16 protein-coding genes are annotated in these 17,329 nt (G+C 48.2%); 10 read left to right on the top strand and 6 right to left on the bottom strand.

From position 1 onward, the window contains the following. The 7 genes from tnpA (at position 1) to ACOMG9_RS00735 (ending at position 6,954) form a co-directional block, all read left to right on the top strand. Positions 1-327, top strand: coding sequence for an IS66 family insertion sequence element accessory protein TnpA (tnpA, locus tag ACOMG9_RS00765; protein WP_448215653.1), 327 nt, complete (start codon positions 1-3; stop codon positions 325-327). Beyond that, on the top strand, positions 324-692 hold the full coding sequence (gene tnpB / locus ACOMG9_RS00760) for an IS66 family insertion sequence element accessory protein TnpB (RefSeq protein ID WP_448215654.1): 369 nt from the start codon (positions 324-326) through the stop codon (positions 690-692). Before tnpA ends, tnpB begins: the two co-directional genes overlap by 4 nt. Positions 693-728: 36 nt before the next feature. Beyond that, complete coding sequence (gene tnpC, locus ACOMG9_RS00755) at positions 729-2,423, top strand: IS66 family transposase (protein ID WP_494529122.1); 1,695 nt, start codon at positions 729-731, stop codon at positions 2,421-2,423. A gap of 6 nt (positions 2,424-2,429) precedes the next feature. After that, positions 2,430-2,678: a hypothetical protein gene (locus ACOMG9_RS00750; protein ID WP_494529645.1), complete on the top strand. Its 249-nt coding sequence runs from the start codon at positions 2,430-2,432 to the stop codon at positions 2,676-2,678. 221 nt (positions 2,679-2,899) lie between these two features. Next, on the top strand, positions 2,900-4,096 hold the full coding sequence (locus ACOMG9_RS00745) for a hypothetical protein (RefSeq protein WP_494529644.1): 1,197 nt from the start codon (positions 2,900-2,902) through the stop codon (positions 4,094-4,096). A gap of 226 nt (positions 4,097-4,322) precedes the next feature. Further along, positions 4,323-5,513 carry a hypothetical protein gene (locus tag ACOMG9_RS00740; protein WP_448215384.1) on the top strand — a complete coding sequence of 397 codons (1,191 nt, stop codon included), beginning with the start codon at positions 4,323-4,325 and terminating at the stop codon, positions 5,511-5,513. Between the two features lie 226 nt (positions 5,514-5,739). Beyond that, the gene (locus tag ACOMG9_RS00735) at positions 5,740-6,954 is read left to right on the top strand and encodes a hypothetical protein (RefSeq protein WP_448215383.1); all 1,215 of its coding nucleotides are present in this window, start codon (positions 5,740-5,742) and stop codon (positions 6,952-6,954) included. A gap of 97 nt (positions 6,955-7,051) precedes the next feature. Here the strand turns inward: ACOMG9_RS00735 and ACOMG9_RS00730 are convergent, their stop codons facing one another. The 4 genes from ACOMG9_RS00730 to ACOMG9_RS00715 all read right to left on the bottom strand — a co-directional run bounded on the left by ACOMG9_RS00730 (position 7,052) and on the right by ACOMG9_RS00715 (position 11,929). Continuing rightward, complete coding sequence (locus ACOMG9_RS00730) at positions 7,052-8,113, bottom strand: patatin-like phospholipase family protein (protein WP_448215382.1); 1,062 nt, start codon at positions 8,111-8,113, stop codon at positions 7,052-7,054. 227 nt (positions 8,114-8,340) lie between these two features. Then, a complete protein-coding gene (locus ACOMG9_RS00725) occupies positions 8,341-10,644 on the bottom strand; it encodes a PqiB family protein (protein WP_494529643.1) in 2,304 nt (767 codons plus the stop codon). Continuing rightward, positions 10,641-11,294, bottom strand: coding sequence for a paraquat-inducible protein A (locus ACOMG9_RS00720; protein ID WP_448215380.1), 654 nt, complete (start codon positions 11,292-11,294; stop codon positions 10,641-10,643). Before ACOMG9_RS00720 ends, ACOMG9_RS00725 begins: the two co-directional genes overlap by 4 nt. Continuing rightward, entirely contained in the window at positions 11,291-11,929 is a 639-nt protein-coding gene (locus ACOMG9_RS00715; protein ID WP_448215379.1) for a paraquat-inducible protein A, read from the bottom strand. Before ACOMG9_RS00715 ends, ACOMG9_RS00720 begins: the two co-directional genes overlap by 4 nt. 170 nt (positions 11,930-12,099) lie before the next feature. Between ACOMG9_RS00715 and ACOMG9_RS00710 the strand changes: the two genes are divergently transcribed. Together ACOMG9_RS00710 and pdxA are read left to right on the top strand one after the other, a co-directional pair. Beyond that, the gene (locus ACOMG9_RS00710; RefSeq protein WP_422136438.1) at positions 12,100-12,858 is read left to right on the top strand and encodes a DeoR/GlpR family DNA-binding transcription regulator; all 759 of its coding nucleotides are present in this window, start codon (positions 12,100-12,102) and stop codon (positions 12,856-12,858) included. A 112-nt stretch (positions 12,859-12,970) separates the two neighbouring features. Continuing rightward, positions 12,971-13,975, top strand: a complete 1,005-nt coding sequence (gene pdxA, locus ACOMG9_RS00705; RefSeq protein ID WP_422136437.1) for a 4-hydroxythreonine-4-phosphate dehydrogenase PdxA — start codon at positions 12,971-12,973, stop codon at positions 13,973-13,975. Here the strand turns inward: pdxA and ACOMG9_RS00700 are convergent. Beyond that, positions 13,939-14,214, bottom strand: coding sequence for a hypothetical protein (locus ACOMG9_RS00700; RefSeq protein ID WP_448215378.1), 276 nt, complete (start codon positions 14,212-14,214; stop codon positions 13,939-13,941). The two genes, pdxA and ACOMG9_RS00700, sit on opposite strands and share 37 nt — an antisense overlap. 46 nt (positions 14,215-14,260) lie before the next feature. After that, positions 14,261-14,692 (bottom strand): hypothetical protein, encoded by a 432-nt coding sequence (locus tag ACOMG9_RS00695; RefSeq protein WP_448215377.1) that lies wholly within the window; start codon positions 14,690-14,692, stop codon positions 14,261-14,263. A gap of 181 nt (positions 14,693-14,873) precedes the next feature. On the opposite strand from ACOMG9_RS00695, the gene ACOMG9_RS00690 reads away from it, so the two are divergent. Further along, a complete protein-coding gene (locus tag ACOMG9_RS00690) occupies positions 14,874-17,228 on the top strand; it encodes an autotransporter family protein (protein ID WP_494529642.1) in 2,355 nt (784 codons plus the stop codon). Positions 17,229-17,329 lie beyond the last annotated feature (101 nt).

Genomic DNA, 17,329 nt, shown 5'->3' with positions numbered 1-17,329 from the left:
ATGTCAAAGAAATTACCCGCAGACAGTGAATGGCTAGAGCGTGTTCAGTCGTGGCGGGATTCAGGTTTGACTCAGAGTGCGTGGTGCCAACAGCATGGTATAAGGGTATCCAAATTCGGATACTGGAAGCGTAAACTCGACACAACCCCCAGCGTAAAACCGACCCCGAACAACTCTGGCTTTGTCCAGGTAACACCCCAACCAGAACCTGGTGCGCCTTCTCGGATAACACCACTCTCCATCACCCTACCCAGTGGTGTAACAGTGTCCGGTATTGATGAAAGTAACCTGTCGCTTTGTGAGCAACTGGTGAGGGATATGCTATGAACACCCCGGTTATGCGACCGTCAGAGGTATTACCAAAGGTGTTTCTCTACCGGGAGCCGATTGACTTTCGCAAGTCATTTCGTGGGCTTGCTGTGTTGGTTGAACAAGAGCTGGGGCACAACCCCTTTGACGGCTATTTATATGCGTTTACCAACCGGCAGCGTAATAAAATCAAGTGCCTGTTCTGGGAAGATAATGGTTTTGTGCTTTATTACAAGAGCCTGTCTGAGGACAAATTCCACTGGCCCAAACCGGACGAAGAGCTGGTTACATTAACCGGGAAACAATTAAACTGGCTGCTGGACGGCTACAATCTCAATGCCATGCAACCCCATAAAAAAAGGCATTATGAGAGCTGTTTTTAGTCCTGTTTTTCAGGGTTTTATGGTAAAATAGCGACCATGAAATCGACCGCCGACACTCTGATTTTTCAGCCGAAATCCGCACTGGATTTGCCCTTTCATCAGGCTGAGACTAACCCTGAAATGGTCGCCTTGTTTGAGGCGATCCATTCGCAGGAAAGTGTCATTCTTGAAAAAGAAAATGCCCTTCTTGAAAAAGAAAATGCCCTTCTTGAAAAAGACGACATTATTCAAAAGAAGTCAGAGGTCATCGATTCTCAAAAAAAACGCATTGCGCAACTGGAAGAGTACCTGAGGCTCTCCCGATCCCGCCTGTACGGAAGAAGCACTGAAAAAAACAACAGCCAGGTCGACATTTTCAACGAGGTGGAGCTGGAAGGCTGCACCGGAGAGCAAGACGAAGCTGAAGGTCAGCCAGAGCAAGAGCCTCCAAAACCACGCAAAAAGAAAACAGGGCGCAAGTCATTTTCAGAGTCTCTGCCCAGAGTGCAGGAACGCTCTGAACTCAGTGAAGAAGAAAAAGCCGGAGCCATTGATACCTTCTTTGTCAAAGTCCGTGAAGAGCTTGATATCGTTCCGACCAAGGTTCAGGTGAAAGAAATTCTGCAAGAGAAAGCAGTCTTTCCAGAAGTCGATGAGCATGGACAGGAGAAGCGGGTCATTAAAGTTGCAGAGCTGCCAAAACACCCACTGCCCAAATCTTCACTCTCTGTTTGCACACTGGCCTGGATCATTGTCTCCAAGTACTGCGACGCACTGCCTTTGTACAGGCAAGAGAATATCCTCAAGCGATACGGTGGCTCTGTCACCCGGACGACGATGGCCAACTCTTTGATTCGGCTGTCTACAGAACTGCGGCCACTCATCAATTTGATGAGAGATCATCAAAAGACCGGTTCGGTGATCCATGCTGACGAAACCCGAATTCAGGTGATCAAGGAAACCAGCAAGTCCATCAACTCTGACAAATATATGTGGGTCAGCCTTGGTGGGCCACCCGGACAAACATCGGTGGTGTTTGAATACGATCCCTCAAGAGGCAAGGAGGTTCCCCTGCGTCTGTTCGAAGGGTTCAGCGGTTACCTGCAAACTGACGGGTATGCCAGTTACGACGCTGTATGCAAACAAGAAGGCATCACCCAGGCGGGTTGCTTCGACCACGTTCGCAGGAAATTTCTGGATGCCAGGAAGGGCGAAGCCAAACCGGGCAAAAAGGTGAAAAACACCCGCGTTAGCAAGGCGAATGTCGCTTTAGGCAAAATCGGTAAGCTTTACGCCATTGAGAAAGAAATAGGAGATCTTCCTCCATCAGAAAAAGCCATCCTGCGTCAGCAAAAGAGTAAGCCACTACTGGACGACTTTCATGTATGGCTGGAGAAAAACATAACCAGGCTAGACCCGGGCAGCCTGTCGCACCAAGCCATGAGCTATGCATTGAACCAATGGCCAAAACTGGTCGTTTACTGTGACAACGGCCACCTGGATATCAGTAATGCCGCAGCGGAAAACACCATCCGCCCCTTCGCTATTGGCCGCAAGAACTGGATGTTTGCAGACACGCCAAAAGGGGCGCAAGCCAGTGCCCTTTTATACAGCCTGATTGAAAGCGCAAAGGTGAATGGTCTGGAGCCTTTCAATTACCTGAACCATATTTTAAAAGAGCTGCCTTACGCCGATACCGTTGAGAAACTGGAACAGCTTCTCCCCTGGAATGTTAAGACAGGCAAAGAATAAGAAATCTTGGGGGCGGCAGCCAGTACGCTGGTTTATTTGGCGCTTACTTTTAATCAAGATGATTTAATGGATGCACTCACAGCCATTATGAATGTGGTCAGTGAAAACGAGCAAAATGCTGATTTATCTTTACACTTTTTTACGACGCCTCAAACGTATATTGAGAATAACGAAGATCCTCTATTATCAATCCCCAATATCGAACATTCGATTAATCGTAATCTTCCCGATAGCGCATTTTCAGCGAAGATGTAACAAGACTATAAGTGCAATCCTCACAGACTCAGCAGTCATGAAACGTTTGTTCTGCTGAGTCTGACAGTGCGGTTTGACCGCATACTAACCTCTGATCCTGGGCGAGCTGTCGTATTATCGGTTCGGGCTGAGCTTGCCTTTCTTTATGAAATGCCCTGGCTTGCAGTGCAAAATTTTAGTCTATGCTCATATTCGTTTTTTTATTAAGGGCGCATTGGTATATGCATCTTTATTTTATTCATCAATCGAGATGGCTTTCTTTATTTGTTTTGTTACTTAGCGTGCAAGTGCTGGCTTCCCCCTGTACCTGTGAGAGGTGCGGCAAAGAGCTTTTCTGCCGAACCTGTGATTCCGGGAACTCTACTTCACCTTCTGGTCCGTCATCCTCTGCTGATGAAGATATGAAAAGCTCTGCAGCTAAGAACACCACCGGAGCAACGAACTCTGAGATACCTGATCCCGAGGCGTTTGATCCGATACCCTATAGATTCTCGGCGGTAGAGAAGGGTGAAAATGGTGATTCGTTGATTGTCCAGGTTAAAGTCCAAAGTAGGGTTATTGATGCTATCCAGCGTGCAGAAACACAAGAAGATGGCGATGCATCTTCCAAGGGATTGGCTGAGCTAATTGCTTCTAATCTTGTAGATATGAGCAATATCAGAGGGATAGATCATGTCAATTTTAAGTTAGATGAGGGGGATCAGGAACGTCTGCCAAAGCTATTTGAGATGGTGGAGCAAAAGCAAAAGCAGATGGAGTTCCTGGAAAAAATGTATCTGGCAGCGTGCAGTGCGGGAGCCGGACAGACACTAATGTTAAAGACGCCAATCCATTTTAGGGTAGAGGCTCTGTCTCGTGAAAGAGCGGCGAAAATAGACCCATCTCAATGGCCAGACCTGTCATATATGGGAATGACTCACCTGCTCACTGCTGAGTTTCAGAACGCCTCACTGACGATCGATCTTACTGCTGTTTTTCAAGCTATTCAGGAAGGAAATATGATACAGCTGATCATTACTCAAACGGTTGCAGCAGATGAGGGCAATCAGGCTGCCGCTGGCACAGTCACGCCGGTGATGCTTGCAGCTATTATTCCAGAAGCCTTCAATCGTTACAGCAGCTGTTCAGAGTCCACGAATATTCATCTGGTATGGGGAACCCCAGCAATGCTTTTTAATGATATACACCTGCCTCTGCCACTGCATTTTAATAATCAACATAGTAATTTAATGAATGCACTCACAGCCATTATGAATGTGGTCAGTGAATACGAGCAAAATGCTGATTTATCTTTACACTTTTTTGTGGCTCCTCAAACGTATATTCAGAATAACGAAGATCCTCTATTAACAATCCTCAATATCGAACATTCGATTAATCGTAATCTTCCCGATAGTGCATTTTCAGCGAAGATGTAACAAGACTATAAATGCAATCATCACAGACTCAGGCGTCAGAAGACGTTTGTTCTGCTGATTCTGACAGTGCGGTTTGACCGCATCATAAACTGACCTCTGATCCTGGGCGAGCTGTCATATTATCGGTTTGGTCTGAGCTTGCCTTTCTTTAAGAAATTCCCTGGCTTGCAGTGCAAAATTTTAGTCTATGCTCATATTCGTTTTTTTATTAAGGGCGAATTGAGATATGCATCATTATTTTATTCATCAATCGAGATGGCTTTATTTATTTGTTTTGTTACTTAGCGTGCAAGTGCTGGCTGCACCCGGTACCTGTAAGAGGTGCGGCAAAGAGGTGTTCTGCCGAACCTGTGATTCCGGGAACTCTACTTCTTCACCTTCTGGTCCGTCATCCTCTGCTGATGAGGACATGAAAAGCTCTGCAGCTAAAACCACCGGAGCAACGAACTCTGAGACACCTAATTCCGTGGAGTTATATCTGAAACCCTATAGATTCTTGTCGGTAAAGAGGGAAAATGATGACACGTTGATAGTTCAATTTAAAATCAGAGACTGGGCTATTGATGATATCGAAAGGGCGGAAACAGAAGAAGATGGCGATGCATGTGCCATGGCATTTGCTGAGCAAATGGCTTCTAATCTTGTAGATATGCGCAATATCATCAAAGGGATAAATTATGTCAATTTTGAGTTGGAGGAGGGGGATCAGGAACGTCTGCCAAAGCTATTTAAGATGGTGGAGCAAAAGCAAAAGCAGATCGAGTTCTTGCAAAAAATGTATCTGGCAGCGCTTGGTGCAGAAGACGAACGAGCAATAACGTTTAGAAGGTGGACAATCCATGAAAGAGTAGATGCTCTGACTCGTGAAAGAGCCGCGAATATAGACCCATCTCAATGGCCGGACCTGTCGTATATGGGAATGACTCACCTGCTCACTGCTGAGTTTCAGAACGCCTCACTGATGTTCGACCTTACTGCTGTTTTTCAGGCTATTCAGGAGGGAAATATGATACAGCTGATCATTACCCGAATGGCGGCTGCAGATGAGGGCAATCAGGCTGCCGCTGGCACAGTCACGCCCGTGATGCTTGCAGCTCTTATTGAAGACCCCACTCAGCGCCGTGATCAAGCAGAGTCTCCGAATGTTCATCTGGTATGGGGAGCCGTGCCAATGATTTATCATGATGAGAACCTGCCCCCGCCACTGCGTTTTAATCAACATGATTTAATGGATGCACTCACAGCGATTATGAATGTGGCCAGTGAATACGAGCAAAATGCTGATTTATCTTTACACTTTTTTGCGGCTCCTCAAACGTATATTCAGAATAACGAAGATCCTCTATCATCAATCCCCGATATCGAACATTCGATTAATCGAAATCTTCCCGATAGTGCATTTTCAGCGAAGATGTAACAAGACTATAAATGCAATCATCACAGACTCAGGCGTCAGAAGACGTTTGTTCTGCTGATTATGCCAGTGCGGTTTGACCGCATCATAAACTGACCTCTGATCCTGGGCGAGCTGTCATATTATCGGTTTGGGCTGAGCTTGCCTTTCTTTAAGAAATTCCCTGGCTTGCAGTGCAAAATTTTAGTCTATGCTCATATTCGTTTTTTTATTAAGGGCGAATTGGGATATGCATCATTATTTTATTCATCAATCGAGATGGCTTTCTTTATTTGTTTTGTTACTTAGCGTGCAAGTGCTGGCTGCACCCGGTACCTGTAAGAGGTGCGGCAAAGAGGTGTTCTGCCGAACCTGTGATTCCGGGAACTCTACTTCTCCACCTTCCGGTCCGTCATCCTCCGCTGATGAAGATATGAAAAGCTCTGCAGCTAAAAACACCACCGGAGCAACGAACTTTGAGATACCTGATCCCGGGGCGTTTGATCCGATACCCTATAAATTCTTGTCGGTAAAGAAGGGTGAAAATGATGATACGTTGATTGTTCAGGTTAAAGTCAAAGACTGGGCTTTTGATGCTATCGCGCGGGCAGAAGCAGAAGAAGATGGCGATGCATATGCCAAGGCATTGGCTGAGCGAATTGCTTATAGTCTTGTAGATATGGGTCATCTCAGCGGGATAGATCATGTAAATTTTAAGTTGGAGGAGGGGGATCAGGAACGTCTGCCAAAGCTATTTGAGATGGTGGAGCAAAAGCAAAAGCAGATGGAGTTCCTGGAAAAAATGTCTCTGGCAGCGCGTAGTGCAGGAGCCGGACAGACAGTACTGTTAACGTTGCCAATCCATTCCAGGGTAGAGGCTCTGTCTCGTGAAAGAGCGGCGAAAATAGACCCATCTCAATGGCCGGACCTGTCATATATGGGAATGACTCACCTGCTCACTGCTGAGTTTCAGAACGCCTCACTGATGATCGATCTTACTGCTGTTTTTCAAGCTATTCAGGAAGGAAATATGTTACAGCTGATCGTTACTCGAATGACGGTGGCCGATGCGGGTAATCAGGCTGCCGCTGGCACAGTCACGCCGGTGATGCTTGCAGCTATTATTCCAGAAGCCTTCAATCCTTGCAGCAGCTGTTCAGAGTCTACAAATGTTCATCTGGTATGGGGAACCCCAGCGATGCTTTTTAATGATCTACACCTGCCTCTGCCACTGCATTTTAATAATCAACATAGTAATTTAATGAATGCACTCACAGCCATTATGAATGTGGTCAGTGAATACGAGCACAATGCAGATTTATCTTTACACTTTTTTATGAGCCCTCAATCGTATATTCAGAATGACGAAGATCGTCCTGTATCGTGTGAAATCTATCACAACCCTTCGCTTTATCTTGGTCTTCCCGTCAGTGAAGTTGCCGTTGACAGTGGAATAAAACAATAAGCGCAATCATCACAGGTTCGAGAGCCAGAAGACGTTTGTTCTGCTGATTCCTTTGAATGCTAAACTATGACTTTCGGTGCCATTCTGACCTCTCTTCTTAAAGAGGTTTTACTTCCTGTCGAATCTTTCCTGTTTCGATAGCTTCCAGAAAAGCGCCTCCCAATCTGTCACTCTCTTTAATGACTTTTTGCCAGTACTTAACCCTTTCATCAAAAGAAAAGGTTTTAAAATCGGTTCTGTCCGGAATTTTGCCATAGGGAAGTTTGCTGACAAAGGATTCAGAAGGGTACACCAAAACCAGCTTGTCACAGTGTTCAATGGCCGGTGTTCGCCACTTCAGGCTTTTATCAAACCAGCCAGGCACGATTCGTTGATAGAAGTGAGGGTAAAGAATCAGGCCCTCTCCCTTCGGAAATGCCATGTCAAAATGGTAGTCTGTGATGCCGCCATCCCGATACACACCTTTCGGGGCACCGGCAATATTCCGCACCCCTTCCATCGCCAGAGGAATTGATCCGGAGGCCATAATGGCATCCAGCATATTCTCTTCGGATAAAGAAACCCTCTCTGTTGGCAGGTTGTCCATTTTGTAGAACGGAGCATTGGCATCAGGATGATGGAAAAGCGTTCTGGTAAAAAAAGCCCCCAGTGTTTTGCGGCTGAATGTATTGCCGATTGCTGCAAGGCTGAGTCCCGAGAGCTGTTTCAGGTTCACATCGCTTTTGATAAGCCCCCGGCTCTTGGCTGCGATCAGGTTAAATCTTATGACCCCATTGGCAAGAATCTCGTTTGCTCCATTCTCACCCAACATGTCCCGGGCCAGAACCCGGCACTTTCGGCTGACCTCCGCAGCATCTGGCTCTATTGAATACTCTGTCAGCAAGTAACCCTGTTCAAGCCGGTGGTGAGCTTCGAGGGCATTTTCCTGAGCATAACAACTGAGGCGCCATGCTCCCGCAGACGTACCTAAGAGGTTCAGGGGCTGCTGTCTGTCTTTAAAATATTCACCGATCAGACACTTGTCCAGACCTGTTAACACGAACCATTTGGGACCGCCTGAAGCCCCCAGCATGATATCAATACCGGACTGGGGAAGACCTTCATCTCGTATTTTTTCCAGAGCTGTGGAACCGGCCCTGATTTCAAGGACATCAGTCATTACTGAACGTGCTCTAACAACGCTTGCCGGATATCTTCAGGAATGGAAGTCGCTTTTCCGGCTGCAAAATCATAATGAATCACCACCGCCTTGCCTCGTGCCGCCAGAACGTTTATTGGAAACCTGGCTTCAAATAGACTGCAATGGCTTCCTGCTGTCAGTATTATTGTTTAAACAGTTTCCTATGATGCCTGCATGAGAAAAAGATGCAAATAATCGTTCTGGAGCTATTCAGGGTAGACGATGGCAGGAGCCCATTTCAGCCATTCAGCTTGCGGTTCATCCGCCAGCTCGAACGAAGTTTCAGGAGCAACCCTGTGTCCCTGCTCCGGCGTCGCAAAGGCAACGCCACCCGCCAGAACCGCTTCGAGGGATTCCGTTCGAAGCCTGGCACCACTGAACAAACCAAAATTGAAATCCACGCCACTGGCATTCCAGAATCGGCTTTTATGGGTTACCAGCGGCGCGTAGCGATCTTCGATGTTGAGAAAAATAATGACTTTGTTGGCAGGGTTACCCAACTTGAATCCGGTAACCACGCCTACCGGAATCTCCCGGTAATAAACGGGATTACCCGGTTTAATGGAACCCAGCTGAGCACTGACCAAGCGAATACGCAGACCACCAGAACGAGGCTGATCATCAGGCGCTCTTGGGTCTGCAACAAAAACATCACGCTTGGCAGCAGCCTGGGAGCGTGCTGGCGACACGTCGATATAAAGACCTGTCAACAAGGTTTCCAGGTGAGCTGTGTTGGTGAGACCCAGTTTAGGTTTAACCAGCCAGAACCTGGAACCTTTGCGAGCCAGCCAATCAGCGCCTCCATTGAGTAAGACGCTGGCTTTTATGGCTTTTTTGGCATCATCCAGATTAAGTTCTGTCACCTTTCCCATCTCCAGACCTTTGTACTTCAGTCGTGTACCTACCTGAAGGCCATCCGCCGATTCAAATTGAATATGTATCACCTTGCCGGTTTCACTTGCCCGGTTAATATCATCATACAAAACAAACCGGGTTTTATTGGCAACTTTGGCTGCATCAGGGTTTGGGGTTTTAAATGCAATGCCTCCTGAAATCATAGAGTTGAGTGTTCCTGTCCTGACTTTGAATCCCTGCAACCCACCTTCCAGAGTTACACCGCTGATATTCCAGAAAAGCGTGCTTTTATTCACGAGATGTTGATATTTGGGCTTGATCAATATTTTGATCACCACTTCCTGTTTTCCCAGCGTGTAGGACTCCACTTCACCAACAGGCATTTTTCTGTAGAGGACAGGGCTACCCTGATTCAGACCTTCAAGGGAGTCAGCCCTGAGCTCAAGGTGTAAGCCCGGAGAAGATGGTGAAGCCGGAGGCTTGGTGGCCAGACCCATAAAATCTGTTTCCGGTTCGGCATTTTTCATATCAACCTGACTGACATCCATAGCGATATAGCGGCCAGCCAATAAGGTCTCCAGGCCGGTGATGCCTTTGAGGTTTATTTGTGGTGCCACCATCCAGAAACGGGCACCTTTTACCAAAATGTTCCTGGCTTCAGGACGAATAACGGCCTCGGCAATAATGGCTGAGTAATCCTCATTAAACGACGTATTCTTGATAACGCCCACTTCCATACCATGAAACAGTATTTTTGATTTTTCCTGGCCAAGAGCGACATCCAGAGGGAACTTAATAGAAATACGAATTCCCGCTTCCGCTGCGTCATAATCGTCGTACAAAGGAAAGCGGGTGCCATCGGATGCTTTCGGTTCTTTTTCCTCCCATTCCGGAGTGTAAAGAGCGACCCCGCCCTGGATAATGGAAATCAACGACTGGGTTCTGACCTTCAGGTGCGTCAGACCTCCGGAAATATCCACCCCTCCCGCATTCCAGAAACGGGTATTTTTTCTTACCAGATGAGTGAACATCGGTTTGATGTAAACATGGACATCGACTCTTTCGTTATCCGATGAGAGAGCGTAGCGAGTCACTTCGCCAATCTTCAGACGGCGATAATAGACCGGGCTTCCCTCCTGCACAGAGGACAACTCTTCAGCCTGAAGTACCAGGCTCAGCCCACCTTCTTCTATGCCCGGCGTGGGTGGTGACTTCAGCGCCAGGAAGGATAGCTGCCTTTCCCCCTTCTCGGAGGGCTTAAAAGCGATGTAGTTGCCAGAGACCAGAGTATCCAGACCGGACACGCCCGCTACAGAAAGTTGGGGCTGAACCAGCCAGAACTGACTGTTATCTCTGAGATACTTCTGCATCTGCCGATCCATTTCCAGCTCGACATCGACACCTTCAAGGTCTTTCGTCATGGTCATTCGAGCGACTTTACCTACCGCCAGACCGTTGTACCTGACTTCTGTTTTGCCTACTTGCATGCCTTTGGCACTGTCAAAATGAACGTGAACTTCGAGCCCGTGTTGATACAGTGTTCTCCAGATAAGAAAGGCAACAATCATCAGAGCAATAAGGGGCAGCAGCCAGATAGCCGGAACACGACGACGCTCTTTCAGATCAGCCTTCACAGCGATCTTTTCATCGCTCATTGTTGATCTCCTTTCAGACTGAACGGCCTTGACCGGTCCCAAAGTAATCTGGGGTCAAAGCTCATTGCCGCGCACATGGTCAACACCACCACCGCGGCAAACGCAAAAGCCGCAGGACCCGCCGTGACAGTGCCCAGATGCCCGAACTGCACCAGTGCGACGAGAAGGGAAATAATAAAAATATCCAGCATGGACCAGCGGCCAATCCAGACAATCAATCGATACAAGGCAGTCTGACGACCCGGGTTGATCCTTCTTGTATGCACACAAACCAGCAGCCATACCATGCCCAAAAGTTTCATCAAAGGGACCAGGATACTCGCTGTAAAAACCAGCAGCGCAATGGGTGCCATACCATGATGTATCAGCTCCATAACCCCAGACATGATCGTATCCGGCCTGCTGCGCCCAAAACGACTTACGATCATTATCGGCAGCATGTTTGCAGGTATGTAGAGCAGCGCGGCGGTGAAGGTTAGAGCCCAACAACGGGACAGGCTGTCTTTTTTTCTGGATCGCACTTTACTGCCACAACGGGGACACCGGACATCTTCTGCCTGACAAACCCTGTGGCAATCCAGACAGAGTTTTATCCCACAATCAGCACCGCTGGACATCGGGCCGGGTTGCTCCGAATCCGATGCAGTCATTCATCCTCTCCCAGCATTGTCCAGATCTCATGCTCGTTCAGGTTCTGGGCAATAATCAGTTCGCAGAGCATCAGTCCGGCAAAGCAATATAACCCTGTACCTATCTGCACGCTGGCCATATCTGCCAGTTTGATGACCGCGACCAGCGCACCCAGAAAATAGATTTCCGTCATGCCCCACTCTTCCAGGCGGGTATAAAGTCTCAGCAAACTTCTGGATATTCTGCGCCCCCGGCTAGTGATGGCAGATACAATGATTTTAAGCAGAATCAAAAGGCGAAAAAGAGGGATCAGTATGGCAGACAGGAGCACCAGCAAAGCTATAGCACCATAATCCCCTTGATAGAGAGCAGCAACACCTCCGCAAATCGTGCTTTGCTGCTCATTTCCCAGAATATCCATGGATAGAACAGGGTAATAATTGGCCGGTATAAACAGAATTAAGCCAGTCACAACCAGAGCCAGACTACTCTGAATGCCTGCAGGGCGATGAGACTCCAGCACACAGCCACATCGGGGGCATACAGCCTGCTGCCGACAGGCCGGGTCATGATTGAAGACCGGTGTATTTATCATCAGATCACAGTCAGGACAAAGCCTGATGCCTGAATCAAAACTCGTCTCTTTTTTAACCATATAGGTATATCTGGGGAAGAAACTGAACAAATTCTGCCATATAATCTGCCAGTGAATTTTAGCTGTTCTGATTGCCTTGTCTCTATATCGGCAGCACGAACCAGTACTACGCCCCAGAGCTCCCTGAGAGGCGTTAATAACAGATACACAATGATTCAAGAGGTCCAGGTATGCTTCCCGTTGAGCGTCGAGAGCACATTTTGTCTTATGTTGAAGAGAAAGGCTGTGCCAACATCGAAGAGATGGCGGAGAAATTCGATGTTTCCCAGATGACTATTCGACGCGACATACGAACTCTGGAGCAGGAAGACAAATTGCGCGTCACCTATGGCGGTGCGGTATCTAAAAGCTTCCTGATGGAAGATATCCCCTACGAAAAGAAGAACGCCGTCAACATTGAAGAGAAAAAGTCCATTGCTCACGAGGCCCTCAATCTGGTCAAGGAAGGGCAGATCATTCTGCTGGATGCTGGCACAAGCACCATGGCCCTGGCCAAGCTGTTGATGCGCATGAAGGTCACTATTATTACGCCCGACCTGAAAATTGCTCTGCAATTGTCAGACTCTTCAACCGCCAAGGTCTACACGACGGGGGGACTGGTCAGTGCCATTACCAAGGCTCACTGTGACACAACTGCCCTGTCCTTCCTGGACAGCATTAATGCTGACGTTGCCTTTCTGGCAACCAACAGCTGGAGTCTGCAACACGGTATGACTACTGCGTCTACCGACCATTACTTTATTCGTCGCAAGATGCTGGAACGTGCAGCCCGCAGTGTACTGCTGGCAGACTCCAGCAAGTTTGGCGCTTCCAGCATGAAAACCATCTGTCAGCTGAATGAGCTGGATACCATTATCACAGACAGCCGTTTCGATGATGAGAGCCTGGCGGCCATCAGCGAGGCAGGTGGTAATATCATCCGCTCCTGACTGTACGGCAATGCAATTATACTTTGAATAGGATGGCATGTTCTTCCTGATTGCATGGACTAAACTCACAGCTATCAATCAGACTGAGTCCAGCCAGACGTTGCTGTGAGTGATGAAACCCCTTATCTGTATTCCAATGGGTGACCCGGCCGGAATTGGCCCGGAAATCCTGATAAAGGCACTTTTAACCAATGACTTCTCCAATACCTGTCGATTGCTGGTCGTCGGCTACGTGGAGATTCTTCAGCAAGCCATTTCGATCAGCGCTTCGCCTCTTACTATCAACTCTGTTGAGGCCTGTTCGGATATTGATCCACGGACAGGTATTCTCAATGTCCTTGAGCCACCTGCCCCTCCTCAAAGTGTCGAGCCGGGCAGAGTTTCCCCAGCCGCAGGAAAGATGGCCTACGACTGTATTCAACTGGCAACACAACTGGCTCTGGAGAGGCAGGCCCAGGCTCTGGTAACGCCCCCTGTTAATAAGATGTCCCTGGACGCGGCTAATATCAGACAGGCAGGACACACCGAGATTCTTGCCGAGCTGACAAACAGCAAGAACCCACTCACTTTATTTGAGGTTGCGGGCTTGAAAGTCTTTTTTCTTTCACGACATCTGTCTCTCAAGCTGGCCTGTGACTACGTCACCCGACATCACCTGATTCAATGTGCTCAAAAAGCGGTTGATGCCATGAAATCTCTGGGTATTGAGACCCCCCATCTGGCTATAGCCGGGTTAAATCCTCATTGTGGAGATAACGGACTGTTTGGACATGAAGAGCAGGAAGAAATCAGGCCTGCTGTTCTTGAACTACAGCAGCTTGGGTTGAACGTGTCCGGCCCCCTGCCTGCTGACTCGGTGTTTTATCAGGCTCTGAATGGAAAGTTTGATGCTGTCATCTCGCTCTATCATGATCAGGGACACATTGCGACCAAAATGGTGGACTTCCATAAAACCATTTCAATCACCTGCGGCTTACCCTTCCTGAGAACTTCAGTAGATCATGGCACTGCCTACGACATTGCCGGGAAAGGCGTTGCTTCTGCCATCAGTATGGCCGAGGCCATCGCAGTGGCAATCCGTTATCTGACAAAGGTTTCACCAGTGGGAACAACCTGAATAGCGGGCGAACTACCAAAATCAACCTGCCCGGTGACCACAACAGGGGTGCTTGTCTCTGCATTTTCAGGTAAAGAAATAATCAAACGTCCATTGCCTGATTGCTGAATATCCACATCCAGCGTCTGTGCAGTGGTGGCATCATTAACAATCTTCAACGGCCCTTCTATGAACAAATCGGGACGCTCGATACTGGAGCCTTGCAGGATATTGCCTTTCAGAACAGGTGCATCATCCACGTCTCTGCCATGATCATAAACAATGATCTGCTCTACTCCCGAGATATCACTGACTGCTCCTCCTCTCAGTCCAATGAGGATTTTCAGAGTCGGGCTCCTGACCCGCGTCAATCAGAATGCCGTCTGACTGTCCTTCCCCTCTTATCTCGCCTTTTGGGCCCAGCCACAGCAAAAGACCGGAACTCGAGCCAATGTATCGAACAGCAGACTGTGCATTGCCATCGGTATCCGGATTCAAAACCAGTCCCTCAATCAGAAGCACGCTTTTGCCAGAAGGATTGCGAATTTCAATAGCGGTTTCATCTTCAGGCAAGGCCTGAATGATCTGGTTAGGCTCAATGGTTTCGCTGCTGGTCACAATCTGTCTGGAATAGGCTATTTCACAGGTCAGAGCCATCACCGCCGATATGGCCGTTGCCAGGCGTTTTTTGCAGACACTTAGCCCCGAAAATACCTCACCCTTCCTGTCTTGATTCATCCGGTCTGATTCCATTCATGGGTAAAGGACCAGAGAAATATCGACCTCCTGACCTGTCAATTGACCAAAGTCCGGTTTTTTTCTCTTCAGCCCTGAAGTATTCCCAGCCGTGTGCCGATAGTGGATTCAGCCGGATTTCAAATTTGAAAAAATCGCAGTCATCTAATGCAAGGAAGAAAGGATGAACAAGAGCCTGTTCAGGAAGAAGACTCTCGCTGCAGTGATTGCTGCAACAATTCCATTTGCCGCCACCCAGTCCAGCGCAGTGACAGAAATCACCAGTGACGGCGATAGTTACGCCGCCAGCGGGCTATTCGGTGCAGTGACACGCAATGTTAATGCTGAAGCAACCGACACCTATGCATTCATTCTGGATGCTGACAACGGTACTTTCTACGTCCAGGGCTCGTTACTTCAGCCAGTCAATATCAATCTCGATAACCCGAATGGCGAAGCCATTCTGCTCTATCGCCAGGCTAATACCAGCTACGCCGTGAATATGCCTTCGCTCAGCGGCCTGTATGGTAAAGGTACAGCCCACGGTATCCTGTTGAGTAACGGCGAAGCCAGCGTCATTCAAATCAATGTTGGAGAAACCAATCTGGGCGGCACTATTCAGGTAGAAGACGGAGATGCTTTCAGAATTGAAGAAGAGCTGTCGGGCATCGTCACCATAACCGGGACACTGCAAGGTAACAGAGCCATCACAGCAGCCGAAGGTGGGAAGCTCGGAACAAATGCTACGATCTTAGTTAATGGCGGTGTACTGAAAACAAACGGAGATACTTCTATTGACTTCAGCGATGCCGGTGGAGCCCTTGTTATGGGAGTCGTTGACGGTACGGTAGAGGGCAAAGTGCTGGGTTATACCGGACCCGGTGATATTCTGACGATAGGTGGTAACTCGACATTTGGTGGCGATATTGAGGATGTTGAAAGCATCACAGTCGTAAGGTCAGATTCATACGTAGCCAGTTTCCGAGGTGATATCAAGAAGAATTCCGGTACAACAGACGTCAAAATCTATGGTATTGCCAGCTTTGACAAACCCGGAGCACAGACCATTGATGGTGATCTGACTGTTTATTCAACAGGGGTCATTACAACAGAGATGGATACCGACTCCGCCACCAATCCAGCTCTGATTGTCACCGGTACTGCCAATATTAACCCAGGTTCAACGCTGAAAATTGTTCCTACCCTGGAAGTCGTAGAATCTGGCAACACCGTAGAAGATGCAAAAATTATTGAAGCCAACACTAACCTGAATGCTTCCGATCTGACAATTGAGCACTCTGTGTTGATTGATACTACCGAGGTCACACAGAACGGCAATGCTCTGACCACAGATCTGACACCAAGAACCCTCGAAGCACTTAAGAATCTGATTGCACAGGAAGGTGCCGGGGCCACCACTGAAGAAGCTCTGGCGGCTACGATGACAGTGATCACCCGGGACCCCATCAACTCCACGAGTTTCAATAACTTTTACAAGACTGTTTCCAACATTACTGATGTAAAGAAACTGGCTGAGTTCGCCAGGGAGAGTAAATTCAACAACTCTGACGCCGTCCAGATGACCAACGTAACGGCAGAAACCAAGGTTAAGACCAACGTTCTGGCCCACGTCAGGGCGGTTCAGGAAGATGACCTGTCTGACACTGGGCTGTCATACGGTGGCAGTTACACCAATCAGGGTTTCTGGTTGCAGGTTCTTGGCTCGGACGTCACTCAGGATGATCGCAGAAACGATGGTGGAGACAGACTTTTCGGTTTCGATGCCGATCTGAGTGGTCTGACACTGGGCGCAGAAACCACCATCAACGATGACTACCTGGTAGGAGCTGCATTCACTGTAGCCAATGCCGAAATAGACAAACACGATTCTAATGACAACTCTACCATCAAGAACTACCAGGTCAGCCTCTACGGCTCCTGGGAGCAAGATAACTGGTTCCTGGATGGCGTCATTAACATCGGTCGCAGTAACAACGAGCGTAGCCGTTATATCGATGGCTTTGTCGATGCGCCGATTACTTCGGACTATATCAGTCATCAGTACGGCCTGACCACCATGCTGGGCATGAACCAGAGCTTTGGTGAGATGAAGATAGTGCCAATGGTCGGTTTCAACTACACCATGGTCAAAAGTAAAGCCTTTAAGGAAGATGACAAGTATGCGACCGGTTTTGCCCTGAATGTGGACAGCCAGAAATATCAAAAGGTCGAGCTGGGTGCTGGCGTTGAAATCAGTCAGGCTTTCAAAGTCGACCAGGGTGAACTCGAACCTTCTCTGAAACTGATGGCCTGGCATGACTTTAAGGGTGATGTCGTAGAAACCACCACACGTTACGTGCTCGGTGGACCCGAGTTCACCTCAAAAGGGGCCGACGCTGTCAAGAACAGCTATCAGGCTTCAGCCAGTGTGACCTACCGTCGCAACGATAACATGAGCTTCGTTGTGGGTTATGAACTGAACCAGAGTTCAGATTACAAAGCTCAGAACTACTACCTGAGAATGAAGTACGACTTCTAACTTTGACGCTTTCGAGAGGACTCTGTTTCAGGGTGTTGTACTCTCGTTTTCCCTCTCTCCCTCCCTCCCGGTATTAAAGCCTTCAACCCACTCATTTATCT

It is taken from the genome of Endozoicomonas sp. PH6C (assembly GCF_059322965.1).
The sequence above is the reverse complement of the archived record's forward strand: the minus strand, read 5'-3'. Positions and strand labels throughout refer to the sequence as shown.

Bases quoted from the DNA above. Each gene is read 5' to 3' on its own strand.
- tnpA (WP_448215653.1), top strand. From the start codon at position 1: ATGTCAAAGAAATTACCCGCAGACAGTGAATGGCTAGAGCGTGTTCAG.
- tnpB (WP_448215654.1), top strand. From the start codon at position 324: ATGAACACCCCGGTTATGCGACCGTCAGAGGTATTACCAAAGGTGTTT.
- tnpC (WP_494529122.1), top strand. From the start codon at position 729: ATGAAATCGACCGCCGACACTCTGATTTTTCAGCCGAAATCCGCACTG.
- ACOMG9_RS00745 (WP_494529644.1), top strand. From the start codon at position 2,900: ATGCATCTTTATTTTATTCATCAATCGAGATGGCTTTCTTTATTTGTT.
- ACOMG9_RS00740 (WP_448215384.1), top strand. From the start codon at position 4,323: ATGCATCATTATTTTATTCATCAATCGAGATGGCTTTATTTATTTGTT.
- ACOMG9_RS00735 (WP_448215383.1), top strand. From the start codon at position 5,740: ATGCATCATTATTTTATTCATCAATCGAGATGGCTTTCTTTATTTGTT.
- ACOMG9_RS00730 (WP_448215382.1), bottom strand. From the start codon at position 8,113: ATGACTGATGTCCTTGAAATCAGGGCCGGTTCCACAGCTCTGGAAAAA.
- ACOMG9_RS00725 (WP_494529643.1), bottom strand. From the start codon at position 10,644: ATGAGCGATGAAAAGATCGCTGTGAAGGCTGATCTGAAAGAGCGTCGT.
- ACOMG9_RS00720 (WP_448215380.1), bottom strand. From the start codon at position 11,294: ATGACTGCATCGGATTCGGAGCAACCCGGCCCGATGTCCAGCGGTGCT.
- ACOMG9_RS00715 (WP_448215379.1), bottom strand. From the start codon at position 11,929: ATGGTTAAAAAAGAGACGAGTTTTGATTCAGGCATCAGGCTTTGTCCT.
- ACOMG9_RS00710 (WP_422136438.1), top strand. From the start codon at position 12,100: ATGCTTCCCGTTGAGCGTCGAGAGCACATTTTGTCTTATGTTGAAGAG.
- pdxA (WP_422136437.1), top strand. From the start codon at position 12,971: ATGAAACCCCTTATCTGTATTCCAATGGGTGACCCGGCCGGAATTGGC.
- ACOMG9_RS00695 (WP_448215377.1), bottom strand. From the start codon at position 14,692: ATGAATCAAGACAGGAAGGGTGAGGTATTTTCGGGGCTAAGTGTCTGC.
- ACOMG9_RS00690 (WP_494529642.1), top strand. From the start codon at position 14,874: ATGAACAAGAGCCTGTTCAGGAAGAAGACTCTCGCTGCAGTGATTGCT.